Below are 19,489 nucleotides of genomic sequence, written 5' to 3'. Positions count from 1 at the left end.
TGCGGCACCGACGCCTGCTGTCTAGAGTCGCCCTGTGACATCGCCACCGGCTTCGCTGTCACACCAGCGAAAAGATCCGGCTTCTCAGCGCTCCCCGCAGATCCCAGCCGCCGATGGCTCGTGCGCGCCGCTGTACGCCACCGAGTTCATGACCGACCCCCACCGCGTCTACCGCGAGCTACGCGACAACTATGGTGCGTTCGCGCCCGTCGAATTAGCACCTGGGGTCCCCGCGACTCTCGTCTTGGGCTACCGCGAGGCACTGCGCATTCTGGACGACGAAACGCACTACCCGGCCGACCCCCGGATCTGGCAGCAACAGATGCCCACCGACTGCCCTGTGCTGCCGTTGTTGCAATGGCGCCCGATCCCGTTGCGCAGCACAGGTGAGGCACACGCGCGACTGCGCAGCTCGTGCACCGCGGCACTCGATCGCGTCGATCTGCACGCATTGCGTTCTGTCGTAGAGCGGACCGCCACCCCGATGATCAACACGTTCTGCGAATCCGGGACAGTCGAAATACTCGGACAATACGCGTTGCCCCTCACATTCCACGTGCTCAACGACACGCTGGGTGTCCCACCGGAAGCCGGGCAGCGCGCACTCGCCGGGATGGCCGCCGTCCTCGACGCAGCGGACACCGCGACGGCCCAGCGCGGCAACGCGATATTCGAAGCCATACTGCTCGAGGTCGTGCAGCGGAAACGCGGAAGCCGCGGAAACGACCTCATCTCCCATCTGATGACTCACCCAGCCAACCTCGACGATACGGAGATAGTCCATCAGACAGCGCTGCTGTACGCCGCCGGCACAGAGCCCACCTGCGGCCTGATACTCAATACGCTGCTGCTCATGCTGACCGATGACCGATTCGGCGGCAATGTTCTCGGTGGCGCGATATCGACCCGCGACGCGATCGAAGAAGTGTTGTTCAGCGACCCTCCGTGGGCCAACTTCTGCGTACGCTATCCGCGCCAGCCGCAGATTCTCGACGGCAAATGGTTGCCCGCCCACCAGCCCGTGGTCATCAGTTCGGCCGCCTGCAACAACGACCCCTCCATCGCGGGTGACCGCACCGGAAACCGCTCCCACCTTTCGTGGGGCGCGGGCCCACACACCTGCCCAGCACAACCACTGGCGATGACCATCGCTCACGAGGCGATCGAACAGCTACTCGACGCTCTGCCGGAAATCACATTGGCGGTCTCCCCCGACCAGCTGGCCTGGCGACCGGGTCCACTGCACCGAATGCTGGCCGCACTTCCTCTGACCTTCCCATCGACACCCCCGCTGGTCGGGCGATAGCACAGGACATGCGTGCTCAGAATTGCCTCGCAGGCACCAGATTCCGGATTTCCGCTCAGACGAAATGCCGATCGGCCTCACGAAGCTCGGTCACGGTCGCGGTGCCGCCACGGTTTCACGTAACAGGCCGTCGGTGCACGGCATCGACGACCCTGGCTCGAACGGAATCAGCCATCGGGTACGGCGTGTACAGCGTGAATCGGTCTACGAGTCCATCGAATCTGCGGCGAATTTCGGCACCGACATGCTCGGGATCACCAACCACCGCAAAAGTTCCCAGCACGGTGTCATCGATCAAATCCGGCATCGTCGACCATTGGCCCGCTTTCGACATGCGGTGCAGTTCAGTGTGTAGATCCCCCCAGCCATGCAGGTCGAGCACCGCTCGGTAGGCGGGTGTGGCGCCATAGAACGCAATCTGTTCGCGCACGGCACGCACGGCGACTTCGAGTGCACGATCATCGGACCCCGTGGCGACCAATCCCGGTAAGCTGATAGTGAATTCGCCACGCTCACGACTTGACTTCCGCAAACCGCCGGACACGATCGGCATCGTCACCTCCCGCAAGAAACGCTCCGAGGTCAGCGCGTGGACGATCAGACCGTCACCGACCTCGGCCGCTGTTCTCGTCATTTCCGCCCCCACAGCCGCCAATAGCACCGGCGGAGTTCCCCACGGACTCAGCTGCGGACGAAACATCGGTGTCATCAGGGTGTGCTGGTAGAAATCGCCGCGGAAGTCGAGTTCGGTGCCATGCTCCCAGCAGGACCAGATCGCCCGCACTGCCAGGACGAACTCCCGCATGCGTGCCGCCGGTGCGGACCACGGCATGCCGAATCGGCGCGTGATGTGCGCCCTGACCTGAGTACCGAGACCGAGCACGAACCGGCCGCCGCTGAGACAGTGCAGATCATTCGCGGTTACGGCAACAGTCATAGGGTTACGGGCAAAGGCGACCGCGATGGCAGTTCCCAATGTGAGCCGCGTCGATTGTCGCGCGGCGAGCGCCAACGGCAGGAACGGATCACGACTGATCTCAGTCGTCCAGATTCCGTCGAGTCCCGCCCGGTCCGCTGCCGCGATCTGCTCGTCGAGATCCGCCAGATCCCCGCCGGCGGTGCCGTCGATGACACCGCCGAAGTTGCCGTCCACCAGCATCTCATCACCTCTTCGTAGGTACAGTCAGATTTGACTGTACCTACCCGGGATGGTTGAGTTGCACCCAGATCGGCACGCCGAAGTCGTAGCTCGCCTTGACCCAGCGCGTGAGCGCGTCGCGCGTCAAGGTCACGCTCGTCCTCGATCACGACATTGCCGAACGCCTCGCCCATCGCCGCCTTCATGATCCGCGTGGGCAGAACCTGCCCGCACGGCAGCGAGAGGGGGTCGTTCACAGAATTCATCGATCGGGCCTTCATACCTCGACTGATTAGCTGTCGTTCATAATATTATGATTGGCAGCCTATTTGCTGGAGTGAGGGACCGCAAGGCTCAACGAGAGGCAAGACGGGTGGCGCGATACAGCACCGAGCACAAACACGCGACGCGTCAGCGGATCATCGAGACCGCCGGGCGCAGGTTCAAACAGCACGGGATCGACGGTTCGGGCATCGCGACACTCATGGCCGATTCAGGCCTGACCAACGGCGCGTTCTACGCCCACTTCGAATCCAAGGACGACCTGGTGGCCAACGTCGTCGCCGGAGAGCTCGGCGTCCAGCGTGCAACTCTGGACGCGCTCGAGACGAGCAATGATGCCCTGGAAGCTTTTGTGCGCGAATATCTCTCACGCCAGCACCGGGATCTCCGGGGCGACGGATGCCCCTCCGCGGCGCTGCTCGATGAGATCGGGCGCTGCGACACTGCCACAAGGCGCGCCTACACCGACGGTGCCCGCTCCATAGTCGACGTGATCGCCGCCCATCTCGCGCCGGAGGATCCACAATCCGCACGCGGCAAGGCGCTCGGCCTCTACACCCTCATGGTCGGAGCCTTACAGCTGTCCCGTGCAGTATCAGACGAGGAATTCTCCGAGGAGGTTCTCGAAAAAGGCATTCAGAACGCTCTCGGCTTCATTCGCTGACAACGGTCCAGCCAACCAGGACGGGTCCCGTCGCGTCAGTTGGTAAGGGATCCGCATAGTGCGTCGCGCGCTGCGGGGCTGCTGCGCGCTGCGGTTCCTGCCACCACCGTGACCAACTACGACAGTTACTGGCGGATCATCGAACGCCTCTGGGCTCAGCGCAGACTCGATGAACCCACCGCCACCGAGATCGAACAACTCGTACAAGCACACCGAGCCCACGCGGTCGTGCGATCCAACTCACGCGAAGGACGCGCCGCGGTATCCCACTTCGTCTCCGCCATCCGATGCGTCTACAAGCACGCCGAACGCGACCGATTCATCCACCCACTCGACAACCCCGCGGCCGCCGTGCAACGACCACAACCACTTCCCGGATCCCGACACGCGCTCACACTGCAACAGGTCCAAGAACTCGCCCACATCGCGGCCACCACGGGCAACGACCCCGCGCTCGACGCACTGATCGTACGACTGCACATCGAGACCGCCTGCCGACGCGCAGCCGCACTACAACTGCGAACCCGCGACCTCGACATCGCGGACTGCCTGATCAAACTCCATGAGAAAGGCGGCGTCGTGCGTTGGCACCCCGTCTCCCCCACACTCATGACACGCCTGGTCGAACACGCCGCCCAACGCGGCGGCGAGGCATCGGAGCGGCTCCTGCGCTCACGCAACGGTCGGCCGATCTCCCGACGCCGATACGACACACTCTCGACACGATTCCGCACCCACCTGCCGTGGGCCGACGCACTCGGAGTCAGCGCGCACTGGATCCGCCACACCACCCTCACATGGGTCGAACGAGAATTCGGCATCGCCATCGCCCGCGCCTACGCCCGACAGAGCCTCGGCAACCCCGGACACGGCTCGGCCACCTTTACCTACGTCCGCGTTGGTCGAGTCGGCAGAGGCGGTCTCGGTTCTCACCGGCGAATACCATCCCTTGCACCCGCACTACGTCACCCGCTGGCACGACGGGCACCGACTGGATAATCTGGCCCGGAACAAGCTGTGGTCAGCGCTATGAACACATCAAAGTTGCGCATTCGCCGCGTTTTGTGTGTTGTTGGAGTGTTTCCAACACCGCACGATAGCGAATCCGCTGCCTCCCGGAGTGTTGGTTCACCCTAATGACACCGGATCGATCAGCCGCCGACCGAACCACGGCCGACTCCTCCGCGGAGGGACACGCCGATGAGCGACGTGATTCCAGCCCCGAGCCTCACGCCGCTCCCGAATCAAGCCCTCGAGACGGCGCGCAGCCAGCCTGTCGGCGCCCCCGCTCTGGGCGCGTAGTGGCGTGTCCCGTTGCCACTGCCCGCGCTCACCGCACCCCACCTCCAGTACCCCGGCAGTGAGTTCACAGCCATGGTGGCTGCGGGAGGCGGTAGTTACCGAAGGCGGCACCCGGCAACCCAGCGGCCCGCATCACCCGCTCAACCTGTTTGCGCCCGACCGAGAGGTCGCCAGCGGGTCAGCATCGCGTGCAGGGACTGTGGATTCATCGGTGTTTCCGGCCTGATTCGCTGAGTGATGCTCAGCGGGAAGGTGCAGTGATGGCGACACTTGATGCCGTGACGAGGAAGAAGAAGCCATCCGAGGCTTCGGCCGAGGAGTTGGCCGCCCGGGAACTGGTCCGGATGGCCAAGGAACAGGGCTTGTCGTTGACCGGTCCGAACGGACTGCTCAAACAGTTCACCAAGACCGTCCTGGAGACGGCTTTGAACGAGGAGATGACCGAGCACCTGGGCTTCGACAAGAACGAGGCTCCCGCGGATCGGGACTCGACCAACGTGCGCAACGGAACACGGTCCAAGACGGTGTTGACCGAGGCGACCGGTCATGTCCCGATCGAGGTGCCCCGCGACCGCGACGGAACCTTCGAACCCCAAATCGTCAAGAAACGCCAACGACGCCTGACCGGGGTCGATGAGATCGTGTTGTCGTTGTATGCCAAAGGGCTGACCACCGGGGAGATTTCGGCGCATTTCGCCGAGATCTACGGGTCCTCGGTGTCGAAGGAAACAGTCTCGCGGATCACCGACAAGGTGATCGCCGAGATGCAGGAATGGTCGGCTCGGCCCCTGGACGAAATCTATGTGGCCGTGTTCATCGACGCCATCGTGGTCAAGGTGCGTGATGGTCAGGTCGCCAACCGACCGATCTATGCCGCGATCGGCGTCACGGTCAACGGCGAGAAGGACATCCTGGGGTTATGGGCCGGCACCGGCGGTGAGGGCGCCAAATTCTGGCTCAGTGTGCTCACCGACATCCGTAACCGTGGGGTCAAGGATGTGTTCTTCCTGGTCTGCGACGGATTGAAAGGCCTGCCCGACGCCGTCGGCAATGTGTGGCCGCTGGCCACGGTTCAGACCTGCATCATCCATTTGATCCGTAACACGTTCCGGTTGGCGGGCCGTCAGGATTGGGACGCGTTGCGTCGGGATGTGAAACCGATCTACACCGCCGTCAATGCCGCCGCGGCCCGGACGGCACTGGACGAACTCACCGAGAAGTGGGGAACCAAATATGCTGCGATCACGCGTCTTTGGGAGAACGCGTGGGAGGAATTCATTCCTTTCCTCGACTACGACGTCGAGATACGTCGGGTGATCTGCTCGACGAACGCCATCGAGTCCTTGAACGCCCGTTACCGGCGGGCGATCAAGGCGCGTGGTCATTTCCCCACCGAGCAAGCCGCCCTGAAATGCCTGTATCTGGTAACCCGATCACTGGACCCGACCGGGACGGGTCGGGCACGATGGACCATGCGCTGGAAACCCGCCGTGAACGCCTTCGCGATCACCTTCGCCGACCGCTGGCCCGACGCCCAAACCTACTAAAAGAAACCGCCGGAAACACCCTTGGCGAAACAGTCCCCGCGTGCACGGTGTGGGGTCCGCCGATGTCCATTTGCAGGATCTGGCGGTCGTGGCCCAGGACTTGATGTGGGTCGATGATGCGGTAGCGATTTCGTCGAGGCTGCCTGCGAAGACCATGCCGCCGGGTTGGAGGTCGTCTTCGCGGCCGGTCGGGGTTATGGGTGGGCGTCGGGCTTCGGCGGCGCCGGTGGCGAACATGGCGAGTTCGTGGCGCAGGTAGGTGGCTTTTGGCTTCGGTGTTGTCGGGGCCGACGAATCCGTGCACGGCTACCGCGATGCGGCTTTGTTCAGCAGGGCGACCGGTTTGTGTCCAGGCGTGGCGGTAGGCGTGGCCGTATCGGGCCCAGTGTTGGGGGGTGCCGCCGAGGATGCCGATGAACATCGGGACGCCGAGTTCGGCGGCGCGGATGACGGAGTTGGGGCTGCCGCCGGTGCCGAGCCAGATCGGTAGGGGTCGGGCGGGGCGTGGGTAGACGGTGTTGTCGCGCAGTGGTTTACGGCGGTGTGGCCCGGCGAAGTCGATGTTCTCTGTGGTGTTGACCGTGAGTAGTAGGTCGAGTTTGGAGGCGAAGAGCAGGTCGTAGTCGGCTTCGTCGTGGTCGAACAGGTCGAAGGTGATGGTGGATGATCCGCGTCCGGCGACGGCGTCGATGCGTCCGGGTGCGATGGCGTCGGCGATAGCGAGTTGTTCGAAGGCCCGGATAGGGTCGTCGGTGGACAGAACCGCGACCGCGGTGCCGAGTTTGATGCCGTCGGTGGTGGCCGCGGCGGCGGTGACGAGTTGATCCAATCGTGAGGGTGAGGCGCTACCGTCGCAGGCGGCTGGTAGCGCGTCGGAATACGGTTTTCAGACGAGGGTGCGCAGGGTCTCGATCAGCGGGGTGGTGGGGCGCCCGATCAGCCGTGACAGGTCACCGCTGCGGAATCCCATCGCGCCCGCCCCGAGTCCGGCGTCGACCGCGACTGCCATGTCGACGAACTGCTCGGGGACCCCGGTACCGGTGAGGATGGCGCGGTGTTCCTCGGTGGTGACGTTGTGGTGGGTGACCTGGCGGCCCAATGCCTCGGCGAGGGTGGTGGCGAGGTCGTCGTAGGTCCAGGCGGTGTCACCGGAGAGTTCGTAGGTGGCGTTGTGGTGTCCGTCAGTGGTGGCCACGGCGGCGATGGCTTCGGCCAGGTCCCGGCGCGAGGCCGAGGCGACGGTGCCGTGTCCGGTGCTCGACAGCAGGACACCGGTCTGGGCGACGGTGGGGATGTCGCGGGCGTAGTTCTCGCTGTACCAGCCGTTACGCAGGATCGTGAACGGTACACCGGCAGCGCGTAGCGCGTCTTCGGTGGACAGATGCATCGCCGCGATCGCCAGCGCGGTGTCGTCGGCTTTCAGGCCACTGGTGTAGACGATCCGCGCGGCACCGGCCTGCACCGCGGCGGCGATCACCTGCGCGTGCTGACGGTCGCGGTGGGCCAGGTCGTTGCCCGAGACGAGCACGAAAACGTCACCCGGCGACACGGCCTTCTCGACTGTGGCGGGGTCGTCGTAGTCGATGACCGCGGTCGGCACACCGCGCTCGGCGAGGTCGGCGATCTTGGACAGGTCGCGGGCCCCGGCGACGATATCGCCGGGGGTGGTGCCACGGCCGAGGACGGCCAGGACCGCGAGGCGGCCGAGGTGGCCGGAGGCGGCGGTGATGACGATGGACACGAGATGCTCCGATTCGGTTGCGGGAGGGGTCAGTTGCTGATGGCGGGGGCGCGGCGCAGGTAGCGGGTGTCTTCGACCTGGTCGGCGGTGAACGCGGTGATGTCGGCGCGGGTGATCGCGAAGCCGAGTTCGTCGGTGCCGAAGAACCCGGCCCTGACGCGGCTCTTGGGGTCGCCGTCCTTGGGGGCGATGAACCGCACGATGGTCCAGTCCAGGCCGGAGTCCTTGATCAGCGCAGACAGGCCGGTGATCTCGTCGTAGGCCCGACGCAGGAAAGTGCGCGGCATGAAACTGGTGAACCGGGTGACCAGGGTCGGTTTCTCCTGCGGATCCAGCACCGCCGGAGTCGCGTGGCCGACGAAGCGACGCACCCCGTGGCGCTTGCTCGCCTCGAGAATGTTGGCGGTGCCCTCGATCAACGGCGTGCCGGTGGCTTTGCGGTCCATGCTCGGACCGAGTGCGCTGACGACGGCGTCGGTGCCGTCGACAGCACTGTCGATGGCCGCGGCGTCGGACACTTCACCGATGACCAGCCGCACCCGGTCGCCCCACCGGTCGGGGACCTTGGCCGGGTTGCGGGTATAGGCGGTGACGGTGTGTCCATCGTCGAGCAGTCGGTCGACGGTGAGTGAGCCGATGGCGCCGGTCGCGCCGAAAACGGTGACCTTCATGAGGGATCTCCTCCGGGAGGCAGGCTCGGGGGTCAGTAGGCGTAGGGGCCGAAACGTCCCCAGGCGACGAACACCGCCGCGGCCAGCAACACGAGGTTGAACACGATCGCGGCCGGTTCCTTCCGCCGGGCGTGGGTCACCACGGCCAACGCCATGATCACGGCCAGGCCGGTCGCGGCGATCGGGGTCAGGATCGCAGCGATCCCGGTCCAGGCGGGCAGGATCAAACCGAGCGCGCCGAGCAGTTCCGACACACCGATCAACCGCAGTGTGGGCAGCGATACATCCTGCACCCACGGCAACTTCTCAGCCAGCTTGTCCTTGGGCTGGGTGGACTTCATCACCCCGGCCATGGCGAACATCGCCGCCAACACCCCGGCCACGATCCACAACGCAACATTCATCGGCAGGCATTCCTTGTCGGTCATCGAGGCAGGTCAACCCACCTGGACTCTGTAAGTGGAACGGGCTACCCGTTTCCTTCGGAGAGTGTAACAACACAAGTGGGTAGCCTGTTCCATTTAGCTAGAGTGGGGCGGGTGACACCCTCGCCGACACCCCGATCCGCTCCCGCCGAACTCCCCGAGCACGAGCTGCGCGCCGATGCCGAACGCAACCGTGAACGCATCATCGACGCGGCCCGGCAGCTGTACGCGCGCGAAGGCCTGGGGGTGTCGATGGCCGCGGTCGCCCGCGAAGCCGGGGTCGGCAAAGCGACCCTGTCGCGGCGTTTCGCCACCCGCGAGGACCTCATCGCCGCGGTGTTCGCCGACCGGATGGACGGCTACGCCGCCGCCGTCGAGACCGCCCTGGCCGACCCCGACCCCTGGACAGGGTTCACCGGCTACGTGCGGGCGGTGTGCGCGATGCAGTCCGCCGACCGCGGGTTCGCCGACGTGCTCACCATGACCTTCCCCGCCGCCAAAGCCCTGGAAACCCGCCGCGCGCACGCCTACCACGGCTTTCTCGAACTCATCACCCGCGCCAAGGACAGCGGACACCTGGACCCGGAGTTCACCGACCAGGACATGCCCATGCTGCTCATGGCCAATGCCGGAGTCATCGCCGCCACCGCCGACGCCGCCCCCGACACCTGGCAACGCCTCGTGGCCTACATGCTGCGCGCCTTCGCCACCCCCGGCACCCAAACACCCCCGCTGCCACCAGCACCCAGCCCCCGCGCCCTCTACCGCGCCATGGTCCGCCTCGGCCGCAGCACCCCGACCCACGCGCCCCACGAAGACGACTCTCCCGACCCCTGAGCAGACACGATCGAAGGACGACCGCCCCGATCGGTCTGCGTCGTGCCGTGCCGGATCACGCGGGTCGCGAGGACGCCGCAGCGGTGGCCACGTTCTGGTCGTGCTCGCGCAGCAGCCGCAGAACAGTGGCTGGCGAGGGGTGACGGCCCTAGTTGCCGCGAGTGACGACCAGGCGAGCGGCGATGTCACGCAGGCTGTGGTTCTGCTCGCGCAAGTGCAATGCCATAGCGAGCATGGCCTCGTCGGCGACGGCGCCGCCGCCGATGGTCTTGCCGCGCTGGCGGGCGGATTCGTGGCCTTCAAGGATGCGGTCACGGATGTATCCCCGACAGGGCGGCCTGGACCAGCCCGTCGCCGTCTATTGATGCGTTCGGCGCCGCCAGTTGCGGACGGGACGGCTTCCGGAACGGGACCTCACAAGACGGATAAGTCCGGGCGTGGGAACCGGGGCAACCGACGGAACCGCTCACACTGGACGGGCTGCCGGCCAGTACTTGCTTGAGCCCCTCGCGCTGCTTCGGACGATGGAGGCATGTCATGGAGATTGACGAAGATCGGTCTCATCCCTCCGGGGCCGAGCCGCCGAATGACCTCTCCGACGCGGTCCAGCAGCAGATCCGAGTCGCCTCACGCAACGGGCGCTACGCGTTGACGGTCGCAGCCCTGGCCGCGGTGGCCGCCCTGCTGTCCTCCGGAGTTTCCGCGTGGACATCGCTGCACGTGAGCAGCACCGAGATAGACCGACAGGAAAGGCTCGCGCGTCATCAAGCGCTCAGAGCTGACCGGTTGCGCGCCTACGCGGACTTCGTCAACGCCTACCTGGGCATCGAACTGCAACTAGGCGATCTGAAAGGGATTCTGATACGCCCCGCGAACAACGACCTCGTGCAAACCGCTATGACCGGACTGCACGATGCGCTGGTGCCGTATCTGCGGAGTACGGCCATGCTCCACATCGTCATGAGCGCCTCTGCCAACGCCGAACTCGACGGAATCAACGCCGCACAAACCGCGCTGCTCCAAGGTCCGGACTCGCTGGCGCCGACCTTCGAGTATGCCCGCAACCACCAGATCGCAACCGATGAGAACTGGCCACGACTTGCCGCCGCCGGCGCCGCCGCGATCGACAGATTCGTGAACAACACCGCGATCGACGAGTTCGTCAACGCCGCACGAAAAGACGTAGCGGCCGGCTAGACAGCCAGCCCCGCACCACTGCCGCGCGTAGTAGGAGGCACCGCTCGTGATCGTCGTGCTGATCGTCCTGACGCTCGCCGTGGGCCTGATCGCCTTCGAACAGGCCTATGAGCATCGCGTCCAGGTCCTCAGCCAACCGGAATCCGAAAAACGGCGGTGATCACCCTTTCGGCCGACGTATCTACCTGGAAGTTTGCCGACCCTTGGCGAAGTAGAGGTCACCCGGGGTGGGCCCGGGCGCGAGTGAACGGTGCCGGTTCGATTGGCGATGTCTTTCCGATCATGCGACGTTGGGGGCACTCAGGCGCCATCCTTGTCTCTCGATCTCGTTCCCCAGCTCCTTCTACCGATCGGGATCTGATTCCTCGCAGAGGCGACGGACACCGCGATCCCCTGCTGGGCAGGAGTCGCCACCGCCGAGAAGGTCGTTTCGAAAGCGTGGGAGTCGAACGCATAGGGCGTGGTGTACTGGTAGCCCATCTCGAGTGTCTCCCGGGCCCGGAATTGAACAACGCTCCGATCCGCATCGTCGTGCAGGACATGACCTTGACACGGGCACCGGGCACCGTGGCGAGTCCGATGTATTGACGACCGGTCAGTGGCGCGGCCGTGGGCAGGTGCCAGATGCTGCCCCGCGCGACCGGATCGGTGCCGAGGATTGAGCACAGTGCCGCCTGCGGGACTCAGCAAAGACAGCGCCTGAGAGTCACTTAGGCGATCGAGCGCGGACCTCAGTCTTCGAAATCATTGGTGGGCTGTGGCATCGGCGTAGAATTACTTGCCGATTCGTTCGGCGCGCTGCGGACGCGAAAGCGCCACAACCTGGTATGACGAAGCGATTGTTCTTCCTGCTTGCCGCGCCAGCGCTGGACTAGCGCGCCCCTTCAGCAACGCCGAAGGCAAAATCATCACAGTCAGGAGGAAGAGTGGGCTGTCCCAAGCGATTGAGGCCACCTGGTCCGCCCCCCAGAGGGCAGACTCTGTAGCACGACAGTGAGATATTTCGTAGTTTCATAATTGGCAGCCTGGAAGCACTCCTCTATTGCCCACCTGGCTTCGGCGACCGCGACGCTTGTTCGTGCATATCCGGCGGGGAGGGCACCGAAATTCCGATCCATGATTCGGGCCAGTTCCCGGTCGATCAGCGCTCGCCCTGAGCTTCAGACTACGATGAACACTCCGAGCTGGGAATTCTCCGCCCACCCGATCATGTCCGAGTACCGGCGTTGCACCCCAGCCGATTCCCCCCCTTGTTGAGAAATCCGGTCTCGTCCACCACCAAGACCCTATCTGCACAGGCCAACGCCTATTCCACATGCGAACGCCGGCCGTCACGCAGGTCGTCGACACCCCACCCGCGACCCCGTCAACGCACCTCGCAGCATCAGCTCGACGCTTGTCGTAATCACGCGACCGCGCGGCTGATCACCAAGCGTTGGATCTGGTTGGTGCCCTCGAAGATCTGCGTGATCTTCGCTTCGCGCATATACCGCTCGACACGGAAGTCCCGGGTATATCCGTAGCCACCCAGCACCTGTACCGCATCGGTGGCAACCTTCATCGCAGCGTCGGACGCCACCAGTTTGGCCACCGACGCATGCCGCGAATACGGCAAACCGGCGTCGCGACGTCGCGCGGCGTCGAGGTAGGTGGCCCGAGCCGAGTCGATCGCCGCGGCCATGTCGGCGATCAAGAAACCCAGCCCCTGGTGGTCGATGATCTTCTTACCGAATGCCGTGCGCTCACCCGCATAGGCCAGTGCTTCGTCGAACGCCGCCTGCGCCAATCCCACGGCCACCGCGGCGATCCCGAGCCGACCGGAATCCAGTGCGCTGAAAGCGATCTGCAAACCCTGCCCCTCGGCCCCGATCCGACGTTCCTCACCGACGAAGGCATTGTCGTAATGCGCCGAGGTGGTCGGCACCGCGTGCAGACCCATCTTCTCCTCAGGTTTACCGAAGGACAGCCCCTCTGTGCCCTTGGCCACGAGCAGACACGAGACTCCACGGGATCCGTCACCGGTACGTGCGAAGAGATTGTAGAAATCAGCGATGCCACCGTGGGTGATCCACGCCTTCGCGCCGTTGACCCGATACCCGCCCTCGACCCCGGTGGCCCGACAGGCCAAGGCTGCGGCATCCGAGCCAGCCTGCGGCTCGGACAGGCTGTAGGCACCGATCATGTTGCCGCCGAGCATCTCCGGTAGCCAACGCTGTTTCTGCTGCTCGGTGCCGAAGGCCAGCAGCGGATGGCAGGCGAGACTGTGCACGCTCACCGCGACCGCCACCGCCGCCCACCGCGCCGCGATCTCCTCCAGCACCTGCAGGTACACCTCGTAGGGCTGCCCACCACCACCCCACGCCTCCGGGTAGGGCAGGCTCAGCAGCCCCGCCTCACCCAAGGTGGCGAAAACCCCGTCGGGATAGGTCTGCGATTTCTCGTGCTCGTCGACGATCGGGTCCAAGACCTTGTCGGCGATATCACGGGTCAGCGCGATCAGATCACGAGCCTCTTCGGTGGGCAGCAGACGTTCGACAACCACAGACTTCTCCCTTGAGGCACTACGAAACCCAGTACTAGATTACTGCCCAAAGTACTGAACGGCGGACAGTACTGCAAGGCGGCCTTCAGTACTATTGATCTCATGGAGCAGCTGACCCGACGGAGTTTCGCGACCCGACGCCGTGGCGAACTCTTCGACGCACTGCTCGATCTGTTCCTCACCGAAGGCTTCGCACACCTGACCGTCGATGACATCGCCCGCACCCTGCGATGCTCGAAATCCACCCTTTACACTCTCGCGGACAGCAAGGAACAACTGGTCCGCGCTGCTACCGTGCACTTCTTCCGACGGGCCACCGACGACATAGAGACTCGCATCCACGGCATCATGAGCGCTCGCGAGCAGATCACCGCCTACCTGTCCGCTGTCGGCATCACCCTGGCCACTGCGTCGGACCGGTTCATGGCCGACCTCGACGCGTTCACTCCCGCACGCGAGGTGTACGAGAAGAACACTCGGCTCGCCGCGCGCCGTGTCCGGCGACTGATCGACGACGGTGTCGACCGCGGCGAATTCCGCGACGTGCACGCTGCCTTCGCCGCCGACCTCGTCGCCACCATGATGGTCCGCATCCAACAACGCGGCGTGCGTGAGAGCACCGGCCTCGACGACGCCGACGCCTACCGAGAGCTCGCCGCTATCCTCACCGCAGGCATCAGTGTCTAGCGTCTAACCCTTTCCAATTGCGGCTGATCACGACCGGGCGGGCAGACCGAGGACCCGATGCGCTATGTGGTTGAGCGCGAACTCGTTGCTGACCGGTCCGGAACGCGACAGCCGCGCGTCCAGGTAGATGTCGAGCATGCCCTCGTTCTCCTCCCAGGCTGTCGCGCCCAGTACCTGCATCGCATGGTCAGCGGCGTCGTGGGCGAGATCGGCGGCGAGTAGTTTCGCGATGTTGATGTCGCCTGCGATGGTGTCGGCATCGGCACCTACATCGATGCGGGCCGCTGTGCGATACACCAGCATTCGTGTCGCCGCCAACCGGGCATGTAGAGCGGCCAGAGGGTGCGCGATCGCCTGTTCGGCACCGATGGGGTCTTTGCCGGCGATGACTCGGTTCTTGGCGTGCGCTATCGCACGGGTGAGACTATAGGCCGCCGTACCGGTACAGACGGCCGCCGTCAGCACCCGCTCGACATGCGTGAACGGCCACATCGTCAGCAACCCCTTCCCCTCGACGCCGACGAGCGCGTCGCCGGGAACCGAGACATTGTCGAACTCGAGCTGATACTGACGGACTCCTTCGCGGTAGCCCATCGCCACTTCCCGGATGGTTATGCCTGGCGAGCGCGGATCTACCAGCACAGTCGTATACCCGGCGGCACGGTCGCCGAGGTCGGCGCGCCCGAGAACCAGCACACGGTCGACCACGTCCACTCCGGAGACGACTCTCTTCAGACCGTTGACGAGGAAACGCTCGCCGACATTTCGGATCTCGGTCTCGACACCGAACATGTTGTGGCCCGAACGTGGTTCCGTCGCGGCAATTCCGAGGTGCGAAGCTCCCGCGGACACGCGAGGCAGCCACATCTCCTGCACCGACTGCGGACCGGCCGTCGCGATGGCGTAGCAGATCGACGCTGACAGCACCGGCATCCACAACACGATTCCCTGTTCAGCGAACGCCTCCAGCACGAGCGTCATCCGGAGAAGTCCGTTGTCGCCGCCCGACGGACCCAGCCCAGCCCACCCCCGGTCACGGAAGGCCGTCCATAACTCGGGGTGTATCTCACTGTGATCGATCAGATGCCGACGAACGTCGCCCGCCCGCGCCCCGAACTCGGCCGCTGTTCGTCGGGCCTCGTCCTGTAGTCGAGCGTGTTCACTCGAGAGTTCGAACGAATTGGCAGTGTGCACGAAGGCTGTCATCGGTACTCCGGCTTCTGGTCAGCTGACACCACGCGAGCAGAGTAACACTCCGGAGTAATACTCTGCTCGTGAATGGTGATCGACCAGGGACACGGCCGCCGAAGTGCTGCACCGATCCGGAAAGAAGCGGAAGAGCACTACTCTGCAAACGGTGGGAGTCCGCGAGCGAGTTCTTCAGGCAGCGTTGCACTGCTTCGACGAGGACGGGTACGAGCGGACCACGATCGCACGAATCCGGGAGCGCAGCGAGGTATCGAACGGAGCGTTGTTCCACCACTTCGCCAGCAAGGACGCGATAGCGGGCGCGCTGTACGTGGATTCGATCCAGTCGATCCACGACGGTTACCGCGAGGTGCTCGCCACCGGGCCGACAACAATCGCCGACGCCGTCGGCGGCCTGATCCGGCATCAGCTGTCGTGGATCGAGGCCAATGTGGCGCGCGCGCGGTTTCTCTACTCTCAGGGCCGACTCGACTCATCGAGCCAGGACGGCACGCGACTGCGGAGCATGAACGACGATATTCTCGGCTCGTACCGAGAGTGGTTGGCACCCTTGATCACCCGTGGTGAAGTTCGCGATCTGCCGATGACGGTAATGGTGGCCGTCATCACCGGGCCCGCTCACGCCATGGCCCGCCAATGGCTCGCCGACCAACTTCCCGGCTCGCTGATCGACTACGCCCAGGATCTGACCGACGCCGCGGTCGCCGGTCTCAGCGCAAACGCGACCGAGCCGAGCGGGCACACCGCGCGCCATATCGAAGGCCGGGTACGAGTGCAACTACTCGATGCCGACGGAGCGGTACTCGCCGAAACCGAGGTCGGCACGACACTCAACCCCCCGACGCACCGCGCCGCACATCGATAGCCGCCGAATACCCGACCCGCGGCGGCGATTCCGTTCACCACGCCGAGCGATACAGGCGTCACAGCTCCTGCCGAGCCTCTCGGGCACAATCGCGCCTTTACCGACCTACCACCTTCAGATAGATTACATAGTGAACTATGTAATCTATGGTGGCGCATCGGGCGCCGCCGTGAAAGGACATCCGAGATGCAGATCAACGACAGCGTGGCAGTCGTCACCGGCGGCGCCTCCGGCCTCGGCCTTGCCACCACCAAAGCCCTGCTCGCCGACGGTGCCCGCGTCGTCATCATCGACCTCGCCTCCTCCGACGGCGAGGCCGTCGCAAAGGAATTGGGCGATCGCGTGCGTTTCGTCGCCGCGGATGTCACCGACGAGAGCGCGGTATCCGATGCCCTCGATGTCGCCGAATCACTCGGGCCGGTGCGGGTCGCGGTCAACTGTGCGGGAATCGGCAATGCCATCAAGACCGTCGGCAAGAACGGCGCCTTCCCGCTCGACGCCTTCACCAAGGTCGTCACCGTCAACCTCATCGGCACCTTCAATGTGCTTCGCCTCGCCGCCGAGCGCATCGCGAAGACCGAACCCGTCGACGGCGAGCGCGGTGTCATCATCAATACCGCCTCGGTCGCCGCCTATGAGGGTCAGATCGGTCAGGCGGCCTACTCCGCGTCCAAAGGCGGAGTCGTCGGCATGACCCTGCCCATCGCGCGCGACCTCGCGTCCTTGCTCATTCGCGTCAACACCATCGCACCGGGGCTTTTCAAGACCCCGCTGCTCGGCAACCTCCCGGACGAGGCTCAGCAGTCCCTCGGCGGCCAGGTCCCGCATCCGTCCCGGCTCGGCGACCCGTCGGAGTACGGCGCCCTCGCAGCGCATATCGTGGCCAACCCGATGATCAACGGTGAAACCATCCGCCTCGACGGCGCCATTCGGATGGCGCCGCGCTGAGGTTGTCCGGGAGCGTGGGGTGGTTCGCACGACAGCAGACCACCCCACGCTGATAGACCGGTCAACCTGGCTCGCGCGAGCGCCACCATGGTCGGTCATCAGTTGGCGCCCGAACACCGCGACATCGAGCGCCGCGGGGTGCACGACGAGGATGTACTCGACCTCCTGCGGATAGATGTTCACTCCGCCCGGAGAGGATCGGATAACGATCTCGCGTCAGGTACCCGCCGCGTCGGGGAAGGTCTCGTCATCGATGAATCGCGGACCGCGAATCATCGCCCAAAGTCGGTGGGCAGTATCGAGCACCCTCTCCGACGACTCGGTCTCGTCGGAACGCAGCCAGTACGACAGAAAACCCAGAATCCCCCCTGCGATGAACTGTGCCGACTCGTCGGCGTCGGCCCCTGCCACGCGCCACTGCACCAAACGTTCGGCTAGATGGCCCGCAACCATCTCACGCGCGATGCCCGCCACGCTGCGTGCGCCGATCATCCTGCGATAGACCACACGATGCTGATTGACCTCACGAAGAAAATCGACCAGCGCCCCCGGTATATCGGACGAGTCCGGCTCCCCACCCGCGTCGGCGGACGCACGGATCTGCTCGATCAGCGCGTCGGCGGCCAGTTCGTCCAGAGACGCGTAGTGCAGATAGAACGTCGGCCTGCTGACTCGGGCACGCTTGGTGATATCGGTGACCGAGATCTCGTTCCATTCGGCTTCGGCGACGAGGTCCAAAGCAGCGGTCCGGAGGCTATCGCGGGTACGCACCACCCGCGCATCGAGCCGTTCCGATGCGAGGTCGAACGCCTCCGACGAACCAGTCGTCACCATTCCTCCAGCAATCCGGGCGAGCTGCACGACATATGTCGCACAACCACCGTAGATCAGACCGCTCCGAAAGCCTGTCACCTACCGACTTATCTCGGTGGTCGGAGCCGAAAGCGACTACTGGAATACTGGCCCCGCAGACAAAAGTGACCGTACTGCGCCCGGTCGATCGGCCATCTCGCCCGAGAGCGGTATCGGCCGGGCATCACGAACGGGAGATCAGGCCGATGTCGCGGCCGCAGCGCCCACGGCCACCACTGCCTCGTCGACCTCGGCATTCTGCAGTGCCGCCATCCCGGGAACCTCGGACCTGTTCCGTAGCACCCCCAGTAGCGCGAGCGCGGCGATACCCCAGACCGCCATGACGGCCAGGTCGGCTGCTATACCGTGGCCATCGAAATACACGATCGCGCGCAGCGCGGACAGTCCGCGGGCCGTGGGCAGGATCTCGTGGATCCAGCGATAGAACTCGGGTGCCAGATCGAGCGGGACGGTAAGCCCGGAGGCGGTCACCCCGCCGAAGACCAGGACCAGCAGCGACAGCATGATCATCGCCGGGCCTATCAGCCGCATACCTGCCAAGGTGACCAGTCCGCTGACCAATGCCAGTCCCGCCAGTAACGCCGTGCTCGCCGAGGCATTATCGGAGAAGATGTCGAATATCACCCAGCCGTACAGGGTTTCGATACCGGCGACTACCACCGACATCACCGACACGGTCAGCACCTGCCAGCCGATGGGCAGGCGTGCCGCGATCATGCAGACGATCAGGCCACTGAGAAATCCGCCGACGATCGCGCCGATCCCTATGTACAGCGCGCTCGTACCGAGTCGATCCGCCGACGGTAGCGGCGCCACATCATGGACTTCGACGGGTGTTCCGAGGGATCGGGCCACCGACGAGAACAGCGTTTCGGCAGCGGTGGCCGACTGCGTTCCGCCCGCGGAGGCGATGTAGAGATCTCCGGTCACCGGATCGTAGGCGGCTCGCAGGTCGAGCCCACGCAACTGCTCCGCGGCGATGTCCACGTCAGGGAGCCGCCGTACATCGAACCCCTCGGCTGCGACGGCAAGTCGCCCGACCACAGTGTTCGCCTGCGGGGTGTCGCCGATGACGGCCACCCGCAACCCGTCGGGGGTCGGCGAGTGCAGAGCGCCGATGAACATACCGGGCAAGAAGATCAGGAAGAACAGCGGCAGCATCAATACACCGGTGATCAGTCTGCGCTGAGAAAGCGCTGGATCCATCACCGGTGCGGGGGTATTCGGCATGAAGGTCGGCTCCTGAACGATGTCG

Annotated in this window: 18 protein-coding genes and 1 pseudogene; 9 read left to right on the top strand and 10 right to left on the bottom strand. The window is 64.8% G+C overall.

Annotated features, from left to right (window positions below; translation table 11 throughout):
- The first annotated feature begins 34 nt into the window (after positions 1-34).
- Positions 35-1,306: a cytochrome P450 gene (locus DAT37_RS22015; RefSeq protein WP_232839920.1), complete on the top strand. Its 1,272-nt coding sequence runs from the start codon at positions 35-37 to the stop codon at positions 1,304-1,306.
- Positions 1,307-1,421: 115 nt separating this feature from the next.
- Here DAT37_RS22015 and DAT37_RS22010 read toward each other — a convergent pair whose 3' ends face one another.
- The gene (locus tag DAT37_RS22010; RefSeq protein ID WP_109526722.1) at positions 1,422-2,465 is read right to left on the bottom strand and encodes an LLM class F420-dependent oxidoreductase; all 1,044 of its coding nucleotides are present in this window, start codon (positions 2,463-2,465) and stop codon (positions 1,422-1,424) included.
- A 43-nt stretch (positions 2,466-2,508) separates the two neighbouring features.
- Positions 2,509-2,710, bottom strand: a pseudogene (locus DAT37_RS22005) (NADH:flavin oxidoreductase); the annotation flags it as partial.
- A gap of 107 nt (positions 2,711-2,817) precedes the next feature.
- Here DAT37_RS22005 and DAT37_RS22000 point away from each other — a divergent pair.
- The 3 genes from DAT37_RS22000 (at position 2,818) to DAT37_RS21990 (ending at position 6,239) form a co-directional block, all read left to right on the top strand.
- Positions 2,818-3,390, top strand: coding sequence for a TetR/AcrR family transcriptional regulator (locus tag DAT37_RS22000; protein ID WP_109526721.1), 573 nt, complete (start codon positions 2,818-2,820; stop codon positions 3,388-3,390).
- Between the two features lie 108 nt (positions 3,391-3,498).
- Positions 3,499-4,389, top strand: a complete 891-nt coding sequence (locus DAT37_RS21995) for a tyrosine-type recombinase/integrase (protein ID WP_198654384.1) — start codon at positions 3,499-3,501, stop codon at positions 4,387-4,389.
- A gap of 560 nt (positions 4,390-4,949) precedes the next feature.
- The gene (locus DAT37_RS21990) at positions 4,950-6,239 is read left to right on the top strand and encodes an IS256 family transposase (protein ID WP_109526720.1); all 1,290 of its coding nucleotides are present in this window, start codon (positions 4,950-4,952) and stop codon (positions 6,237-6,239) included.
- On the opposite strand, the gene DAT37_RS21985 is transcribed toward DAT37_RS21990, so the two are convergent.
- The 4 genes from DAT37_RS21985 to DAT37_RS21970 are packed head-to-tail and all read right to left on the bottom strand — an operon-like array spanning position 6,199 to position 9,055.
- Positions 6,199-7,068: an LLM class flavin-dependent oxidoreductase gene (locus DAT37_RS21985; protein ID WP_109526719.1), complete on the bottom strand. Its 870-nt coding sequence runs from the start codon at positions 7,066-7,068 to the stop codon at positions 6,199-6,201. The two genes, DAT37_RS21990 and DAT37_RS21985, sit on opposite strands and share 41 nt — an antisense overlap.
- Positions 7,069-7,125: 57 nt before the next feature.
- On the bottom strand, positions 7,126-7,980 hold the full coding sequence (locus DAT37_RS21980) for an NAD(P)H-binding protein (RefSeq protein ID WP_109526718.1): 855 nt from the start codon (positions 7,978-7,980) through the stop codon (positions 7,126-7,128).
- Positions 7,981-8,009: 29 nt separating this feature from the next.
- Positions 8,010-8,651, bottom strand: coding sequence for an NAD(P)-dependent oxidoreductase (locus DAT37_RS21975; protein WP_109526717.1), 642 nt, complete (start codon positions 8,649-8,651; stop codon positions 8,010-8,012).
- Between the two features lie 32 nt (positions 8,652-8,683).
- Positions 8,684-9,055 carry a DoxX family protein gene (locus DAT37_RS21970; protein ID WP_109526716.1) on the bottom strand — a complete coding sequence of 124 codons (372 nt, stop codon included), beginning with the start codon at positions 9,053-9,055 and terminating at the stop codon, positions 8,684-8,686.
- A 135-nt stretch (positions 9,056-9,190) separates the two neighbouring features.
- Between DAT37_RS21970 and DAT37_RS21965 the strand changes: the two genes are divergently transcribed.
- Together DAT37_RS21965 and DAT37_RS21960 are read left to right on the top strand one after the other, a co-directional pair.
- Entirely contained in the window at positions 9,191-9,913 is a 723-nt protein-coding gene (locus DAT37_RS21965; protein ID WP_109526715.1) for a TetR/AcrR family transcriptional regulator, read from the top strand.
- Between the two features lie 498 nt (positions 9,914-10,411).
- Complete coding sequence (locus tag DAT37_RS21960; protein WP_198654383.1) at positions 10,412-11,110, top strand: hypothetical protein; 699 nt, start codon at positions 10,412-10,414, stop codon at positions 11,108-11,110.
- A gap of 1,405 nt (positions 11,111-12,515) precedes the next feature.
- On the opposite strand, the gene DAT37_RS21950 is transcribed toward DAT37_RS21960, so the two are convergent.
- Positions 12,516-13,652, bottom strand: coding sequence for an acyl-CoA dehydrogenase family protein (locus tag DAT37_RS21950; protein WP_109526712.1), 1,137 nt, complete (start codon positions 13,650-13,652; stop codon positions 12,516-12,518).
- Positions 13,653-13,754: 102 nt separating this feature from the next.
- Here DAT37_RS21950 and DAT37_RS21945 point away from each other — a divergent pair, with 102 nt between their 5' ends.
- The gene (locus DAT37_RS21945) at positions 13,755-14,339 is read left to right on the top strand and encodes a TetR/AcrR family transcriptional regulator (RefSeq protein ID WP_198654382.1); all 585 of its coding nucleotides are present in this window, start codon (positions 13,755-13,757) and stop codon (positions 14,337-14,339) included.
- Between the two features lie 27 nt (positions 14,340-14,366).
- Here DAT37_RS21945 and DAT37_RS21940 read toward each other — a convergent pair whose 3' ends face one another.
- A complete protein-coding gene (locus tag DAT37_RS21940; protein WP_109526711.1) occupies positions 14,367-15,545 on the bottom strand; it encodes an acyl-CoA dehydrogenase family protein in 1,179 nt (392 codons plus the stop codon).
- A gap of 151 nt (positions 15,546-15,696) precedes the next feature.
- Here DAT37_RS21940 and DAT37_RS21935 point away from each other — a divergent pair, with 151 nt between their 5' ends.
- Both DAT37_RS21935 and DAT37_RS21930 read left to right on the top strand, forming a co-directional pair.
- Entirely contained in the window at positions 15,697-16,413 is a 717-nt protein-coding gene (locus DAT37_RS21935) for a TetR/AcrR family transcriptional regulator (RefSeq protein ID WP_109526710.1), read from the top strand.
- A gap of 186 nt (positions 16,414-16,599) precedes the next feature.
- Entirely contained in the window at positions 16,600-17,361 is a 762-nt protein-coding gene (locus tag DAT37_RS21930; RefSeq protein WP_109526709.1) for a 3-hydroxyacyl-CoA dehydrogenase, read from the top strand.
- Positions 17,362-17,577: 216 nt separating this feature from the next.
- Here DAT37_RS21930 and DAT37_RS21925 read toward each other — a convergent pair whose 3' ends face one another.
- Positions 17,578-18,222 carry a TetR/AcrR family transcriptional regulator gene (locus DAT37_RS21925; protein WP_157978610.1) on the bottom strand — a complete coding sequence of 215 codons (645 nt, stop codon included), beginning with the start codon at positions 18,220-18,222 and terminating at the stop codon, positions 17,578-17,580.
- Positions 18,223-18,411: 189 nt separating this feature from the next.
- On the bottom strand, positions 18,412-19,464 hold the full coding sequence (locus DAT37_RS21920; RefSeq protein WP_157978609.1) for a DUF3533 domain-containing protein: 1,053 nt from the start codon (positions 19,462-19,464) through the stop codon (positions 18,412-18,414).
- Positions 19,465-19,489: the final 25 nt, after the last annotated feature.

This window comes from Nocardia aurea (assembly GCF_003123685.1).
Classification (GTDB): Bacteria; Actinomycetota; Actinomycetes; order Mycobacteriales; family Mycobacteriaceae; genus Nocardia; species Nocardia aurea.
This window is presented reverse-complemented; position numbering and strand designations above follow the sequence as displayed.

Excerpts from the sequence above, each read along its gene's own strand:
- DAT37_RS22010 (WP_109526722.1), bottom strand. The coding sequence starts at position 2,465 with ATGCTGGTGGACGGCAACTTCGGCGGTGTCATCGACGGCACCGCCGGC.
- DAT37_RS21975 (WP_109526717.1), bottom strand. The coding sequence starts at position 8,651 with ATGAAGGTCACCGTTTTCGGCGCGACCGGCGCCATCGGCTCACTCACC.
- DAT37_RS21970 (WP_109526716.1), bottom strand. The coding sequence starts at position 9,055 with ATGAATGTTGCGTTGTGGATCGTGGCCGGGGTGTTGGCGGCGATGTTC.
- DAT37_RS21945 (WP_198654382.1), top strand. The coding sequence starts at position 13,755 with ATGGAGCAGCTGACCCGACGGAGTTTCGCGACCCGACGCCGTGGCGAA.
- DAT37_RS21940 (WP_109526711.1), bottom strand. The coding sequence starts at position 15,545 with ATGACAGCCTTCGTGCACACTGCCAATTCGTTCGAACTCTCGAGTGAA.
- DAT37_RS21930 (WP_109526709.1), top strand. The coding sequence starts at position 16,600 with ATGCAGATCAACGACAGCGTGGCAGTCGTCACCGGCGGCGCCTCCGGC.
- DAT37_RS21920 (WP_157978609.1), bottom strand. The coding sequence starts at position 19,464 with ATGCCGAATACCCCCGCACCGGTGATGGATCCAGCGCTTTCTCAGCGC.